The organism is Streptomyces sp. C1-1, assembly GCF_050214755.1.
GTDB lineage: Bacteria > Actinomycetota > Actinomycetes > Streptomycetales > Streptomycetaceae > Streptomyces.
On the sequence record NZ_CP189826.1, the window covers coordinates 1,992,792 to 2,006,982 of the forward strand.

At 71.1% G+C, this 14,191-nt stretch carries 13 protein-coding genes and 1 pseudogene; 8 read left to right on the top strand and 6 right to left on the bottom strand.

Annotation, left to right across the window (positions count from 1 at the left end):
• Nucleotides 1-1,032 (bottom strand): LacI family DNA-binding transcriptional regulator, encoded by a 1,032-nt coding sequence (locus ACQF4J_RS09095; protein ID WP_351803840.1) that lies wholly within the window; start codon nt 1,030-1,032, stop codon nt 1-3.
• Between the two features lie 107 nt (nt 1,033-1,139).
• On the opposite strand from ACQF4J_RS09095, the gene ACQF4J_RS09100 reads away from it, so the two are divergent.
• The 6 genes from ACQF4J_RS09100 (at nt 1,140) to ACQF4J_RS09125 (ending at nt 7,084) form a co-directional block, all read left to right on the top strand.
• Nucleotides 1,140-2,306, top strand: a complete 1,167-nt coding sequence (locus tag ACQF4J_RS09100) for a phytanoyl-CoA dioxygenase family protein (protein ID WP_351576650.1) — start codon at nt 1,140-1,142, stop codon at nt 2,304-2,306.
• A gap of 17 nt (nt 2,307-2,323) precedes the next feature.
• A complete protein-coding gene (locus ACQF4J_RS09105; RefSeq protein ID WP_351576653.1) occupies nt 2,324-3,100 on the top strand; it encodes an SDR family oxidoreductase in 777 nt (258 codons plus the stop codon).
• A 47-nt stretch (nt 3,101-3,147) separates the two neighbouring features.
• Entirely contained in the window at nt 3,148-4,152 is a 1,005-nt protein-coding gene (locus ACQF4J_RS09110; RefSeq protein WP_351576656.1) for a Gfo/Idh/MocA family protein, read from the top strand.
• A 125-nt stretch (nt 4,153-4,277) separates the two neighbouring features.
• Nucleotides 4,278-5,588, top strand: coding sequence for a protoporphyrinogen/coproporphyrinogen oxidase (locus tag ACQF4J_RS09115; RefSeq protein ID WP_351803839.1), 1,311 nt, complete (start codon nt 4,278-4,280; stop codon nt 5,586-5,588).
• Between the two features lie 28 nt (nt 5,589-5,616).
• Nucleotides 5,617-6,639, top strand: coding sequence for a Gfo/Idh/MocA family protein (locus ACQF4J_RS09120; RefSeq protein ID WP_351576661.1), 1,023 nt, complete (start codon nt 5,617-5,619; stop codon nt 6,637-6,639).
• Nucleotide 6,640: 1 nt separating this feature from the next.
• Entirely contained in the window at nt 6,641-7,084 is a 444-nt protein-coding gene (locus ACQF4J_RS09125; RefSeq protein WP_351803838.1) for a GNAT family N-acetyltransferase, read from the top strand.
• On the opposite strand, the gene ACQF4J_RS09130 is transcribed toward ACQF4J_RS09125, so the two are convergent.
• The 5 genes and pseudogenes from ACQF4J_RS09130 to ACQF4J_RS09150 form a co-directional block, all read right to left on the bottom strand.
• Complete coding sequence (locus ACQF4J_RS09130; protein ID WP_351576667.1) at nt 7,077-8,102, bottom strand: Gfo/Idh/MocA family protein; 1,026 nt, start codon at nt 8,100-8,102, stop codon at nt 7,077-7,079. The genes ACQF4J_RS09125 and ACQF4J_RS09130 overlap by 8 nt on opposite strands.
• Before the next feature lie 19 nt (nt 8,103-8,121).
• Nucleotides 8,122-9,003, bottom strand: a complete 882-nt coding sequence (locus ACQF4J_RS09135; RefSeq protein ID WP_427168577.1) for a sugar phosphate isomerase/epimerase family protein — start codon at nt 9,001-9,003, stop codon at nt 8,122-8,124.
• Nucleotides 9,004-9,015: 12 nt separating this feature from the next.
• Nucleotides 9,016-9,921, bottom strand: a pseudogene (locus ACQF4J_RS09140) (ATP-binding cassette domain-containing protein); the annotation flags it as partial.
• 4 nt (nt 9,922-9,925) lie between these two features.
• On the bottom strand, nt 9,926-11,002 hold the full coding sequence (locus tag ACQF4J_RS09145; protein WP_351576681.1) for an ABC transporter permease: 1,077 nt from the start codon (nt 11,000-11,002) through the stop codon (nt 9,926-9,928).
• Nucleotides 11,002-12,021, bottom strand: coding sequence for a sugar ABC transporter substrate-binding protein (locus tag ACQF4J_RS09150; protein ID WP_351576684.1), 1,020 nt, complete (start codon nt 12,019-12,021; stop codon nt 11,002-11,004). The genes ACQF4J_RS09145 and ACQF4J_RS09150 overlap by 1 nt, the downstream gene beginning before the upstream one ends.
• A 289-nt stretch (nt 12,022-12,310) precedes the next feature.
• Between ACQF4J_RS09150 and iolC the strand changes: the two genes are divergently transcribed.
• Both iolC and ACQF4J_RS09160 read left to right on the top strand, forming a co-directional pair.
• Nucleotides 12,311-13,285 carry a 5-dehydro-2-deoxygluconokinase gene (iolC, locus tag ACQF4J_RS09155; RefSeq protein ID WP_351576687.1) on the top strand — a complete coding sequence of 325 codons (975 nt, stop codon included), beginning with the start codon at nt 12,311-12,313 and terminating at the stop codon, nt 13,283-13,285.
• Nucleotides 13,286-13,296: 11 nt separating this feature from the next.
• Entirely contained in the window at nt 13,297-14,178 is an 882-nt protein-coding gene (locus ACQF4J_RS09160) for a Cgl0159 family (beta/alpha)8-fold protein (RefSeq protein ID WP_351576690.1), read from the top strand.
• The last annotated feature ends 13 nt before the right edge of the window (nt 14,179-14,191 follow it).

Here is a 14,191-nt window from a genome sequence, read left to right on the forward strand (position 1 = left end):
TCAACTCGTCGCCTGCGGAGGCATGTTGTAAGGGGTGACCACCTGGATCGCGGACGGCAGCACGGGCCCCGCGGGCGGCAGGGCGCCGTGGGCGCGCATCACGATGTGGCAGGCCTCCCGCATGTCCTGGCGCAGGTCGTGGTGGAGGACGGCGGAGAGGCGGTGTTCGCGCAGCAGGCGGGTGTTGTCGTGGTCGAGGTCGTGCGCGACGAACACCGCGCACTCGCGGCCGAGGTCCTCGAAGGCGCGCAGGGTGGCGATGTTGCCGCCGCCGATGGAGTAGACGGCACGGATGCCGGGGTCGCGCTCGAGGGCGGCGCGTACGAGGTCGTACTGGGTGGCGTCCAGGCCCTGGCCCTCGGCGATCTCCACCAGCGTGCGCTCGGGGTGACGGGTGCGCATGGCGCTGCGGAAGCCCATCTCGCGCTCCTCCTCGTTGCGGAAGAAGCCGCTGCTGAGGCTGGTGAGCACATTGCCCGGCCGGTCGCCGAGCCACTGGCCCATCAGGTACGCGGCGGTCGCGCCGGCGGCTCGGTTGTCGATGCCGACGTAGGCGAGGCGGGCGGTGGCGGGCAGGTCGGTGACGAGGGTGACGACGGGGATGCCCGCCTCGGCCAGGCGGCCGACGGCGGCGGTGATCTCCGGGACGTCCGGGGCCTTGAGGATCACGCCCTGGGAGCCGCGCCGGCCGATGCGGTCCAGGATGCCCGTGAGCTCGGGCACCGGCCCGGTCTCCCGGAAGTGGAAGCGGGAGCGCACGACGGCCGGGTGCAGGGAGGGCAGCTCGGTCTCCAGGGCGGCGCGCACGGCGGTGGAGAACCGCTCGGGCGTCTGCATCACTATGTCGATCATGAAGGTCCGCCCGACCAGCCGGACCTGGGTGCGCTGGCGGTCCAGGTCGGCTATGGCCTGCTGGACCTCGCGCGCCGTGCTCTCGCGAACCCCTCCCCTGCCGTTGAGCACCCGGTCCACGGTGGCCTCGCTCAGCCCCGCCTGACGTGCGATCTCCCGGATCGGGAACGGGTGACCCATGCGGTGGCTCCTTGAGGGGTTTTTGATGGCTGCGTGCCGGTTGTTCGACGGGTTTGTACTGACAAGAATGGCAGCGCTGAGTCGCCCCTGTCACCGAGAGGACGCAGATGTCCTTCACCGCCGTACACCGCCGTGCCTGGCTGTCCGAGCAGGACTGCGACCTCGACTCCTTCCGCACCCTCGTCGAGCGGACCGTCGATCCCGCCGACTACCCGCACGCCTCCTCGGTGGAGCGCGACGTCCTCCTCTACGACGCCGAGCGCGTCCTCGGCGCCGAGGGCCGCCGGGGCGTCCAGGAGGAGTTCGTCCGGGCGCTCACCGACGGGCCCGGCGTCGTGGTGTTCCGGGGGGCGTTCCCCGACCCCGCGGTCGTCGACCGGCTCACCGAGGTGTTCGAGGCGCTGATCCGCGAGCAGTACGCGTCCGGCGCGAAGGCCGGCGACCACTTCGCCAAGCCCGGCGCGAACGAGCGGGTGTGGAACGCGCTGGAGAAGGCCGCGCTCTACGACCCGACGGCGTTCGCCGACTACTACGCCAACCCCGTCCTCGCCCTGGTCTGCGAGGCCTGGCTCGGCCCCGGCTACCAGGTCACCTCGCAGGTCAACGTGGTCAACCCGGGCGGCCTGGCGCAGACCCCGCACCGCGACTACCACCTCGGATTCCTCTCCGACGAGGCAGCCGCGGCCTACCCGGCGCACGTGCACCGCCTCTCCCCCGTGCTCACCCTGCAGGGCGCGGTGGCGCACTGCGACATGCCGGTGGAGTCGGGGCCGACGCTGTACCTGCCGTTCTCGCAGGCGTACGAGCCGGGCTATCTGGCGTGGCGGCGGCCGGAGTTCCAGGCGTACTTCAAGGAGCACCACGTCCAGCTGCCGCTCACCAAGGGCGACGCCGTCTTCTTCAACCCGGCGCTGTTCCACGCCGCCGGGACCAACCGCACCCCGGACGTGCGGCGCACGGCCAACCTGCTCCAGGTGTCCTCGGCCTTCGGCCGCGCGATGGAGACCGTGGACCGGGAGGCGGTGACGAACGCGGTCTACCCGGTGCTGCTGCGCCGCAAGGCGGAGGGCGCCGACGAGGCCTGGCTGGAGAACGTGATCGCCGCGAGCTCCGAGGGCTACCCCTTCCCGACCAACCTCGACAGCGACCCGCCGGTCGACGGCCTGGCCCCGCCCTCGCAGGCGGACCTCGTGCGCCAGGCACTGCGCGAGGCCCGGCCCGCGCGGATTCTGCGAGACCAACTGCGCGTGGCCGGTGAACGGCGCGCGAGCTGAAAGGGCAACGAAGATCCATGGGACTTCTCGACGACAAGGTCGTCCTCGTCAACGGCGGCAGCCAGGGCGTGGGCGCCGCCATCGCGCGGGCCGCGGTCCGCGAGGGGGCGGTCGTGGCCGTCACCGGGCGGCGGCCGGAACCCGGCGAGGCGCTGGTGGCCGAACTGACGGCGGCCGGCGGCAAGGCGATGTTCGTCCGCGCCGACCTTTCCGACGCCGAGCAGGCCAAGGCGGCCGTCGGTGACGTCGTCGCCGCGTACGGCCGGATCGACTGCCTGGTGAACTCCGCGGGGCTGACGTCCAGGGGCACGCTGCTGGACACGACGCCCGAACTGTTCGACCAGCACATCGCGATCAACCTCAAGGCGCCGTTCTTCGCGATGCAGGCGGCCGTCGCGGACATGGTCGCCCGCAAGGCGCCCGGCACGGTCGTCAACATCATCACCTCCTCGGCGCACGGCGGGCAGCCCTTCCTCGCCCCCTACGTCGCCGCCAAGGCCGGTCTCATCGGCCTGACCCGCAACGCCGCGCACGCCCACCGCTTCGACCGGGTCCGCATCAACGGCCTGAACATCGGCTGGACCGCCACGGAGGGCGAGGACGCCACCCAGAAGGCGTTCCACGGCGCCGGGGACGACTGGCGTGAGCAGGCCGCGGCCAGGCTGCCGATGGGCAAGCTGGGCCAGCCGGACGAGATCGCCGACTTCGTGGTCTTCCTGCTGTCGGACCGGTCGGGCGTGGTGACCGGATCGGTGATCGACTGGGACCAGAACGTACTCGGCGGCCTCGACTGACCTCTTCTCCACCGCTCACCGAAACACCCTCAAGGAGCTGCACCCCCATGCGCATCGGAATCCTCGGCCTCGGCCGCATCGGCGCCTTCCACGCCGAGACCCTCTCCGGGCTCGACGCGGTCGACTCGCTCGTCCTCACCGACCCGTTCGCGGACGCCGCCAAGAGCGCCGCCGACCGGTTCGGCGGCGAGGTCGTGGACTCGCCGGAGGCCCTGCTGGCCGCCGGTGTGGACGGCATCGTCGTCGCCGCCGCGACCGACGCCCACCCCGGGCTGATCCTGGCCGGCGTCGAGGCCGGCATCCCCGTCTTCTGCGAGAAGCCCGTGGCCCGGACCATGGCCGAGGGCGTCGAGGTCCTCAAGGCGGTCGAGGGCAGCGACGTGCCGATCCAGATCGGCTACAACCGCCGCTTCGACGCCGGTTTCGTCGCCGCCCGCGCGGCCGTCCAGAGCGGCGAGCTGGGCAAGCTGCACACCGTGCGCTCGACCACGCTGGACCCGGCGCCGCCGCCGGCCGCGTACATCGCCGCCTCGGGCGGCATCTTCCGCGACTGCAGCGTCCACGACTTCGACATCATCCGCTGGGTGACCGGCCGCGAGGTGGTCGAGGTGTACGCGGTCGGCGGCAACCGCGGCGCCGACTACATCAAGGAGGCGGGCGACGCGGACACCACCGGCGCCATCCTCACCCTCGACGACGGCACCATCGCTGTGGTCTCCAACTCCCGCCACAACGCCCGGGGTTACGACGTCCGCATGGAGATCCACGGCTTCACGGACTCCATCGCCGTCGGCCTGGAGGACAAGCTGCCGCTGCGTTCGGTCGAGCCCGGCGTGACCTTCCCCGCGGGCACCCCGCACGACTTCTTCATGGACCGCTTCACCGCGGCCTACCGCGCCGAACTCACCGCGTTCACCGAGGTCGTGGCCGGCAAGATCCCCTCGCCGTGCACGATCGCCGACGCGCTGGAGGCCGGCTGGATCGCCGACGCCTGCACGCTGTCCCTGCACGAGCACCGCCCGGTGACGATCGCCGAGGTCCGCGCCGGCTGACCGGCGTCCCGCCCAGAAAGCGTGTTCCGGGCACCGGACGGCCTCAGGCGCCCGGAACACAATCACGTCTCTCCACGTATGACCAAGGGATGCGATCACGTCCCGCCTACCGAGGAGCGACGACCATGAACGCCGGCCACAAGCCGACATCCCCGCCGTACGAAGGCCCTTCCCGCCCCCGCAGCGTGGTGGTCGTGGGCGCCGGACCGAGCGGCCTCGCGGTCGCCCGGGAACTCGAGCGCGCCGGGCACCGGGTGACCGTCCTGGAGGAGCGGGACACCGTGGCGGGCAAGTGCCGCAGCGTCGACATCGACGGGCTCGCCTACGACCTCGGCGGCCACATCTGCACCAGCCACTACGAGCGGACGGCGCAGTTGGTGACCGAGCTGGACCTGGAGACGGAACGCACCAGCCGCTACCGCGTCCTCGACGTCGAGGCGGGCACCGCGAGCCGGCAGACCATGGCGTTCCTGCGTGAAGAGGCCTTCGGGCGCTACCTGGCACTGCGCGGGCGGGAGTTCCCGCGCATCGCCGAACCGGGGCTCGCCCACTCGGCGCGCGCCCTGGCCGCACCCGTCTCCGAGTGGATCGCCGAACACGGCCTCGATGCGATGGCCGAGTCCTTCGGCACCGGGTACACGGCCGCCGGGTACGGCTATCTCGACGACGACGTGCCGGCGCTGTACTTCGTCAAGTACGCGGAAATGACCGGACTGTTGGCGCCTCGGCCCGAACTGCTGGGCCACGCGGGCGCGTTCACCGTGGTGGGCGGGTTCGGCAGACTGTGGCAGCGGGTCGCCGAGGAGCTGAAGGACGTGCGGTGCGGGGTCCGTGTGCGGTCGGTGGAGCGGCATGAGGACGGGGTGCGGGTGGACACCGACTCCGGTCGCGTGGACGCCGACGAGCTGGTGCTCGCCGTCCCGCTGGACCGGATCCTGCCGGTGCTGGACGCCTCCGAGGACGAGCGCGACCTCGCCGGACGGGTCCGCTCCCACGCCTACCACACCACCGTGGCCACCGCTCCGGGCCTCCCGGAGGACGCCTTCTTCTTCCTCGACGGCCACACCGCGAGCCGGTCGGCGACCGGCCACTGCGTCTCGTACCACCACCGCTACCCCGGCAGCGAGATCCGGACCTTCTACTCCTACGGCAGCCCCGAGGACGTCGCCGCACGGCTACGGGACGACGTCGAGCGGCTCGGCGGACGGCTGGCCGGGGTGCACGGGCGGCACGAGTGGGCGTTCATGCCGCACTTCGGCAGTGCCGACCTGGCGGGCGGCGCCCTGGACCGGCTCGACGCGCTGCAGGGCCGGGACCGCACCTACCACGTCGGCGGCCTGCCCGCCTTCGAACTGATCGAGTGCACCGTCGCCCACGCGCAGGACCTCGCGCGTCGCCACTTCCCTCCGGTCGACGGCACACTGATCCCGCAGTGACGGATTGACCAAGGAGAACGGAAGAGCCATGAGCGAACCGGTCCGGGAACCCCTGCGCATCGGCGTACTGGGCGCCGCGCGGATCACCGACAGCGCCCTCGTCGAGCCGGCCCGCGCCGCCGGTCACCGGCTCGTCGCGGTGGCCGCCCGCGACCGGTCCCGCGCCGAGGCCTTCGCCGCGCGGCACGGCGTGGAGCGCGTCGTCGGCTCCTACGCCGACCTGCTCGCCGACCCAGAGGTCGAGGCGGTCTACAACCCCCTCGCCAACGGTCTGCACGGTCCGTGGAACCTCGCCGCCCTCGCGGCCGGCAAGCACGTCCTGACGGAGAAGCCGTCGGCGAGCAACGCCGAGGAGGCCGCCGAGGTCCGACAGGCGGCGGCGAAGGCCGGCACGGTCTTCATGGAGGGCTTCCACTACCTGTTCCACCCGGTCACCCGGCGCCTGCACGAGCTCCTGGACAGCGGCGAGCTGGGCGACCTGCGGCGGGTGGAGACGCTGGTGGCGATCCCGGCCCCCGAGGACACCGACCCGCGCTGGTCGCTGCCGCTGGCCGGCGGTGCCGTGATGGACCTGGGCTGCTACAGCCTGCACGCCCTGCGGATGCTGGCGCCCTGGGCGGGCGGCGCCCCGCGCCTTGTGTCCGCCCGGGGCGGGGAACGGGCGGGCGCGCCCGGGGTCGACGAGTGGCTGGACGCCGAACTCGCCTTCCCCGGCGGCGCCACCGGCTCCGCGCGCTGTCACATGGCGTACGACGAGCTGGAGATGAGCTGCCGGATCATCGGCACGAAGGGCGAGGCGAGCGCCCCGAACTTCGTCCTCCCCCACCTCGACGACCGTGTCGTGGTGCGCACGGCGGAGGGTGAGCGGACGGAGCACCTCGGCACCCGGTCCTCGTACGCCTACCAGTTGGAGGCGTTCGCGGCGCGGGTGCGGCAGGGCACGCCCGTGCCGCTGGACGCGGACGACGCGGTGGCGACGATGACGCTGATCGACGAGTGCTACCGGGCGGCGGGCTTCGAACCGCGGCCGCGCACCACCGGGGGGAGCTGAGGTGGACTTCCGGATCGTCCCCGCGCGGGTCACGGACATCCGGCAGGTCCTCGCCGACCACGCCCGCTACTGGGGGGAGCGCGACCTGCGGGCGCTCCATCTCCTGCCGCTGGTCCACGAGTTCGGCGAGACCTGTCTGCTGGCCCGGTCCGACGACGGCGTCCTCGGCTATCTCATCGGCTTCGTCACCCCGGACGGCACCGGCTATGTGCACCTGATCGCGACGCGGGACGACGCCCGCGGCGCCGGTCTGGGACGCGAGCTGTACGGCGCCTTCGCCGAGGCCGCCGGGCGCCAGGGAGCGGTGCGGCTGAAGGCGATCACGACGGTCGGCAACGAGGGTTCGGTCGCCTTCCACCGCAGCCTGGGCTTCGACGTGCGCGTGGAGGAGGAGTACAACGGACCCGGGCAGCCGCGGGTGGTGTTCTCGCGGGCGCTCAGCTGACGTCGTACAGGGCCGGCCGTTCCACCAGCTCGACCTCCACCCTGCCGCCCTCCTCCAGCGCCCGTACGCCCGCCTCGCACACCGCGGCCACCGCGTAGCCGTCCCACGCGCTCGGGCCGGTGACCTGGCCGCGGCGGGTGGCGTCGACCCATGCCTGGACCTCGCGGTCGTAGGCGTCGGCGAAGCGTTCGACGAAGTCCTGGGCGATGGTGCCGCCCCAGCGGCCGGCCATGTTGGTGACCATGGCGTGGCCGTCGCCGATGCGGGCTGTGCCGCGTTCGCAGACCACCTCGGCCTGGACCTGGTAGCCGAAGCCGCAGTTGACGAAGATCTCGACGTCGACGATCGCGCCGCCGTCGGTCTCGAAGACCACGAACTGGGGGTCCTGCATCCGGTCGGGCGCGTTCGCGGACGGCGCCGGACGCAGCACCGTCACGGCCGTGATCTCGTGGCCCAGCAGCCAGCGGGTCACGTCCATCTCGTGCACGACGGAGTCGTTGATCAGCATCTCGCTGCGCCAGCCGGGCGGTGAGGCGACGTTGCGGTGCCGGTTGTGGAGCATCAGGGGCCTGCCCAACTGGCCGGTCTCCAGCAGGGACTTGAGCTTCATGTACTCGGCGTCGTAGCGCCGCATGAAGCCGACCTGGACCCGTCGCCGGCCGAGGCGTCGCTCGGCCTCCATGACCCGCAGCGCGGAGGCCGCGTCCGGGGTGAGCGGCTTCTCGCACAGCACGGGCAGGTCGTGCTCGAACGCCGTCAGCAGGGCGGCCTCGTGAGCGGGCCCCGGGGAGGCGATCAGGACGGCGTCGACGTCGGCCGCGGCCATCGCGGCCGCCGGGTCGGTGTAGGCGGTGCATCCCTCGACGCGGGCGGCGACGGCCTTGGCGCGTTCGGCGTCGACGTCCACGACGGCGCTGACTCTGGCGCCGCTGACGACCTCCTGGATACGGCGGACGTGGTCGGCGCCCATCTTTCCGGTGCCGACGACGGCGACTTGCAGCGTGGCGGGCTGAGCCATGGTCGTCCCCTCCAGGGAGTCAGGCGCCGCAGGACCTCAGGAACGCGCGGGTGCGCACCGCGATGGGCAGCGGCCGGTCCGGCTCGCAGGGGTACATGTCCTGCTCGACGATCGCGAACAGCTCCACGCCGAGCCGCTGCGCGGCCTCCAGGACCGGGCCCAGCTCCGGTACTCCGGAGGGCGGTTCGCACATGACACCCTGGGCGACGGCGGGCCCGAAGGGGGTGCCCGCGGCCTGCACGCCGGCCAGGATCTCCGGATCGACCTGCTTGAGGTGCAGGTAGCCGATGCGCTCGCCGTAGGTCTCGATCAGCTTGACGCTGTCGCCGCCGCAGTAGGCGTAGTGCCCGGTGTCCAGGCAGAGGTTGACCAGTTCGGTGTCGGTGGAGTCGAGGAAGCGCTCGACGTGGTCCTCGGTGTCGATGTGCGTGTCCGCGTGCGGGTGCACCACGATGTCGAGGCCGTACGTCTCCTTGACCTCGTGGCCGAGCCGTTCCATGCCCTTGGTCAGGTACGCCCACTGCTCGCCGGTCAGCTCCGGCGGTTCCAGGATCTCGGCGGTCTTGTCGTCGCGCCAGAAGGACGGGATGACGACCAGGTGCCGGGCGCCCGTCGCCTGGGTGAGCGCGGCCACCTGGCTGACGTGCTCCCAGGTGGACTCCCAGACCGAGGGGCCGCGGTGCAGGCCCGTGAAGACCGTGCCCGCGGACACCTTCAGGTCCCGCTTGCCGGTCTCCTCGGTGAGCCGGGCCGGGTCGGTCGGCAGATAGCCGTACGGACCCAGCTCGATCCACGAGTAACCGGCCTCGGCGACCTCGTCCAGGAAGCGTTCCCAGGGCACCTGCCGCGGGTCGTCCGGGAACCAGACGCCCCACGAGTCGGGGGCCGAGCCGACGCGGATGCGGTCGAGGGCGCCTCCTTCCGCGCAGCCGACGGGGGCGGTGAGGTCGGCTGCTTCGGGGAGTTCCTCGACGTCGACGCCGCGGACCTGGGCGAGTTCGTGTTTGAGGGCGGCGAGTTCGGCGCCTCCGGCCATGTGGTTGGTCAGTTCGTCGAGGCTGACCTCGTCGCGGGAGGCGTTGAGTTCCATGGTGCCCAGGCGCAGCACGCTGAAGTGGTCGCCGACCATGTAGGCGTGGTGGGGGTTGTGGGTGATGAAGATGACGCCCAGGCCCTTGTCCCGTGCGGCGGCGATGTATTTGAGCACGACGCCGGACTGTTTGACGCCGAGGGCGGCGGTGGGCTCGTCGAGGATGAGGACGCGGGCGCCGAAGTAGACGGCGCGGGCGATGGCGACGCACTGGCGCTGGCCGCCTGAGAGGGTGCCGATGGGCTGTTCGAGGTCGTCCAGGACGATGCCCATGTTGCGCAGTTCGGCATCGGCGGTCTTCTTCATGGTCTCGATGTCGAGGCGGCGCAGGGGCCAGGGGCCCTTGGTGATCTCGGAGCCGAGGAAGAAGTTGCGCCAGACCGGCATCAGGGGGACGACGGCGAGGTCCTGGTAGACGGTGGCGATGCCCTTGTCGAGGGCCTCGCGGGGGGTGGAGAAGCGCACCGCGCGGCCGTCGACGAGGAAGTCGCCCTCGGTGTGCTGGTGCAGACCGGAGATGATTTTGATCAGGGTGGACTTGCCGGCGCCGTTGTCGCCCAGCACGCAGGTCACCTTGCCGGGATACACGGACAGGCTCACGCCGTGCAGGGCACGGATGTTGCCGTAGGACTTGCCCGCGCCGCGCAGTTCGACGATCGGTCCGTCCTCGCCCTGGGCGGGGGTGTCGGGGAGGATGGCTCCGTGCGTGGTCGATTCGTTCTTCGTCATCGGGTCACCTCCTGGTCGCCGACTGGCGGACCCACAGATTGATCAGGACGGCGCCGAGCAGCATCACGCCCAGGAAGGCCTTGAACCAGTCCGGGTTCCAGCCGGCGAAGACGATGCCCTGGTTGACCATGCCGAACATGAACGCGCCGAAGACCGGGCCGATCGCCGAGCCGTAGCCGCCGGTCAGCAGACAGCCGCCGATCACCGCGGCCGCGATGTAGATCAGCTCCTGGCCCACACCCTCACCGGACTGCACGGTGTTGAAGGTGAACAGCTGGTGCATGCCCACGAACCAGGCGCCGAAGCCGACCAGCATGAACAGGGAGATCTTCGTGAACGTCACGGGCACGCCGACCGCCCGCGCGGAGTCCTTGTTCCCGCCCACCGCGAAGATCCAGTTGCCGTACTTGGTGCGCAGCAGCACCCAGGTCGCCAGCGCGGCGAAGACCAGCCAGTAGAAGACGGTGATCTTCACCTGCACGCCGCCGATGTCGAACGACGACGCGAAGATCTTCCGCGCCTGGCCGAAACCGTCCATGTTGCTGATGTCGTCGGTGGCGACGTTGGTGGTGACCAGCTTGGTGACCGCGAGGTTGGCGCCCTGCAGGATCAGGAACGTGCCCAGGGTGACCAGGAAGCTCGGCAGGCCGGTCTTGACGACCATCCAGCCGTTGAAGAAGCCGATCGCCAGGGACACCACGAGCGCGGCGACGACGCCGACCCACACGTTCATGGACAGCTGGTAGGCGAGCATGCTCGCGGTCAGCGCGGAGGTGATGACCGCGACACCGGCGGAGAGGTCGAACTCGCCGCCGATCATGAGCAGCGCGACGGGCAGCGTCATGATGCCGATGGTGGACGACTGGTACAGGATCGTGGCCATCGAGCCGCCGTCCCGCACCGGCGGGGCGGCGATCAGGAAGAACACGTACACCGCGGCGGCGCCGAGGAATACGCCGACCTCCGGGCGGGCCAACAGCCGCAGGATCAGGGGCCGTTCGGCGGTGCGCCCGTCGGTCTGCTGGGGGCCGGGGGCCGGCGGTGTCTCCACCGCCGGCTCGGCGTGCTGGGTCATGCTCATCACCGGGTTCCGTTGGCGGCGTACTTGGCGATCTGCTCGACGTTGGTCTTGTCGACGAAGGCCGGGCCGGTCAGCACGGGCTGCTCGCCACCGCCGCTGTAGTTGCCGTTGTTCTTGTACAGCCACAGCGAGTCGATCGCCAGGTAGCCCTGCAGGTACGGCTGCTGGTCCACCGCGAACTGGATCGTGCCCTTGCTGATGGCCGTCGTCAGGTCCTTGTTGAGGTCGAAGGTGGCGATCTTCGCCTTGCTGCCGGCGTCCGAGACCGACTGGACCGCGGTCAGCGCGAAGGGGGCGCCGAGGGTCGCGACGTAGTCGATGGAGGAGTCCTGCTTGAGCTTGGCGGTGATCGTCGACTTCACCGACGGCATGTCAGTGCCGTTGACGTAGAGGACGTCGGTCTTGCCGGAGAAGGTCTTCTTCACGCCGTCACAGCGCTGGGTCAGGCCGACGTTGCCCTGCTCCTGGATGACACAGACGGTGTGCTTGGCGCCGAGGTCGTTCAGCTTCTTGCCGAAGGCCTCGCCGGCCACCGTCTCGTCCTGGCCGAAGAACTCCATCAGGCCGAGCTTCTTCCAGTCGCTCAGACCGGAGTTGAGGCCCACGACGGGTATGCCGGCGGACTTGGCCTTGGCGACGACGTCCTTCATCGCGTCGGGCTTGGCGAGGGTGACGGCGATGCCGTCGACCTTCTGGTCGATCGCGTTCTGCACCAGGTTGGCCTGGTTGCCCGCGTTCGGGTCGTTGGAGTACACCAGCTTGATGTTGTCCTTGGCGGCGGCCGCCTCGGCGCCCTTGCGGACGATGTCCCAGAAGGTGTCGCCGGCCGACTGGTGCGTGACCAGCGCGACGGTCATACGGGGCGTGGTGGCCTTCCCGGCGGACGCGTTGGCGCCGCCTTCCTCGGACTTCTTGCCCCCGGAACTGCTGGAGCAGCCGGCGAGGGTCAGGGCAGCCGCCGCAGCCACCGCGACAACGGGGACGAGTCTGCGGGAGCGGGGGTGAGAAGAACGGTCCATCTTTCCTGGCACCTCACTGTGCTTCGCGGGGGAAAGGGAGAAAGGGATCATCGATGATCCAGGGCCCGGGATCTTGGCATGTCCGAGTCGTTTACGGCAAACGCGGCCTGTTGCGCTGGGACGGGATCAAACCCCCGCCCGCGCCCGCTGTCAATACTTTGTTAAGACATCATTTCACGATCAGGTCCGAATGTAAGTACAAAGTATTGACAGGGCAGCCGGTGGAGGCCTACACCTGGGAGGCGGCAGCCCCACTGGGATCCGCACCCCAGCCCAAGGAGATCCACGCATGGCCGAGTCAGCCCCGACCTTCGACTTGATCACCATGGGCCGCATCGGCGTCGACCTCTACCCTCTCCAGTCCGGCGTCGCCCTGGCCCAGGTGGAGACCTTCGGCAAGTTCCTGGGCGGCTCCGCCGCGAACGTGGCCGTCGCCGCGGCCCGGCTCGGCCGGAACACCGCGGTGATCACCCGCACGGGAGACGACCCCTTCGGCGCCTACCTGCACCAGGCGCTCAAGGAGTTCGGCGTCGACGACCGCTGGGTCACGCCCGTCGCCGCGTACCCGACACCGGTGACGTTCTGCGAGATCTTCCCTCCGGACGACTTCCCTCTGTACTTCTACCGGCAGCCTAAGGCTCCTGACCTGGAGATACACTCCGAGGGTCTGGACTACTTCGCCATCCGGGCGACCCGGGTCTTCTGGATCACCGGCACCGGACTGAGCCAGGAGCCCAGCCGTTCCGCGACGCTCGCCGCCCTCAAGGCCCGTGGCCGGGCCGGCACCACGGTCTTCGACCTCGACTGGCGCCCCATGTTCTGGCGGGACCCGGAGGAGGCCCGCCCGTACTACGCGGAGGCCCTGCGGCACGCGACGGTCGCGGTCGGCAACCTCGACGAGTGCGAGATCGCCACCGGCGTCCGCGAGCCCCGGGCCTGCGCCGACGCACTGCTCGCGGCGGGCGTCGAACTCGCTGTCGTCAAGCAGGGCCCCAAGGGCGTGCTCGCCGTGCACCGCGACGGCACCACCGCGCAGGTCCCGCCGGTGCCGGTCGAGGTGGTCAACGGCCTCGGCGCGGGCGACGCCTTCGGCGGCTCGCTGGTGCACGGCCTGCTGTCCGGCTGGGATTTGGCCGAAATCATGCGGTACGCCAACGCGGCCGGAGCCCTCGTCGCCTCGCGTCTCGCCTGTTCCTCCGCGATGCCCACCGAGGCCGAGGTCGAGGACCTCCTGGCCCACGCCACTTCCCGCGCCACTTCCTGAACGGAGCCCCTTTGTCGCCCCTCAGCATCCCCGACCTCGTCTCGGTCCGCGCCCAGCGTCCCGAGGCCGTCGCCGAAGCCGCGGCCCGGCGCTCTCGCCGCCCGCTCCTCGGCGACGGCGGCCGTCTGATGATCGTGGCGGCCGACCACCCGGCGCGCGGCGCGCTCGGCGTCGGCGGCCGTGGGCTCGCCATGGCCAACCGCGCCGACCTGCTGGAGCGCCTGTGCGTCGCGCTGTCCCGGCCGGGAGTGGACGGGGTGCTCGGCACCGCGGACGTGCTGGAGGACCTGCTGCTGCTCGGGGCGCTGGAGAACAAGGTCGTCATGTGCTCGATGAACCGCGGCGGCCTGGCGGGCGCCTCCTTCGAGCTGGACGACCGCTTCACCGGCTACCGCGCCCGGGACATCGCCCGCTTCCGCTTCGACGCCGGCAAGACCCTCACGCGTATCGACTACGCCGACGCCGGCTCGCTCAACACCCTCGAGGCCACGGCCCGCGCGGTCGACGAGTGCGCCGAGCACCGGCTGCCCGTCTTCGTCGAGCCGTTCATCTCCCGCCGAGTCGACGGCCGGGTCCGCAACGACCTGTCCGCCGAGGCGGTCACCAGGTCGATCGCGATCACCGCGGGCCTGGGCGGCACTTCCGCCTACACCTGGCTGAAGCTGCCGGTCACCGACGACCCCGACGCCATGGGCGAGGTCCTGGAGACCTCCACGCTGCCGGCCGTCCTGCTGGGCGGCGAGGTCGGCGACGACCAGGAGGGCGCCTACGAGCGCTGGCGCAAGGCCCTGCGACTGCCCACCGTGACGGGCCTGGTCGTGGGCCGCTCGCTGCTCTACCCGGCCGGGGGCAGCGTGGAGACCGCCGTGGACACGGCCGTCGGTCTGCTGTGACAAGGAGGAGTGC

Bases quoted from the DNA above. Each gene is read 5' to 3' on its own strand.
- ACQF4J_RS09130 (WP_351576667.1), bottom strand. From the start codon at position 8,102: ATGGCTCAGCCCGCCACGCTGCAAGTCGCCGTCGTCGGCACCGGAAAG.
- ACQF4J_RS09120 (WP_351576661.1), top strand. From the start codon at position 5,617: ATGAGCGAACCGGTCCGGGAACCCCTGCGCATCGGCGTACTGGGCGCC.
- ACQF4J_RS09115 (WP_351803839.1), top strand. From the start codon at position 4,278: ATGAACGCCGGCCACAAGCCGACATCCCCGCCGTACGAAGGCCCTTCC.
- ACQF4J_RS09145 (WP_351576681.1), bottom strand. From the start codon at position 11,002: ATGAGCATGACCCAGCACGCCGAGCCGGCGGTGGAGACACCGCCGGCC.
- ACQF4J_RS09150 (WP_351576684.1), bottom strand. From the start codon at position 12,021: ATGGACCGTTCTTCTCACCCCCGCTCCCGCAGACTCGTCCCCGTTGTC.
- ACQF4J_RS09100 (WP_351576650.1), top strand. From the start codon at position 1,140: ATGTCCTTCACCGCCGTACACCGCCGTGCCTGGCTGTCCGAGCAGGAC.
- ACQF4J_RS09105 (WP_351576653.1), top strand. From the start codon at position 2,324: ATGGGACTTCTCGACGACAAGGTCGTCCTCGTCAACGGCGGCAGCCAG.
- ACQF4J_RS09095 (WP_351803840.1), bottom strand. From the start codon at position 1,032: ATGGGTCACCCGTTCCCGATCCGGGAGATCGCACGTCAGGCGGGGCTG.
- ACQF4J_RS09110 (WP_351576656.1), top strand. From the start codon at position 3,148: ATGCGCATCGGAATCCTCGGCCTCGGCCGCATCGGCGCCTTCCACGCC.
- iolC (WP_351576687.1), top strand. From the start codon at position 12,311: ATGGCCGAGTCAGCCCCGACCTTCGACTTGATCACCATGGGCCGCATC.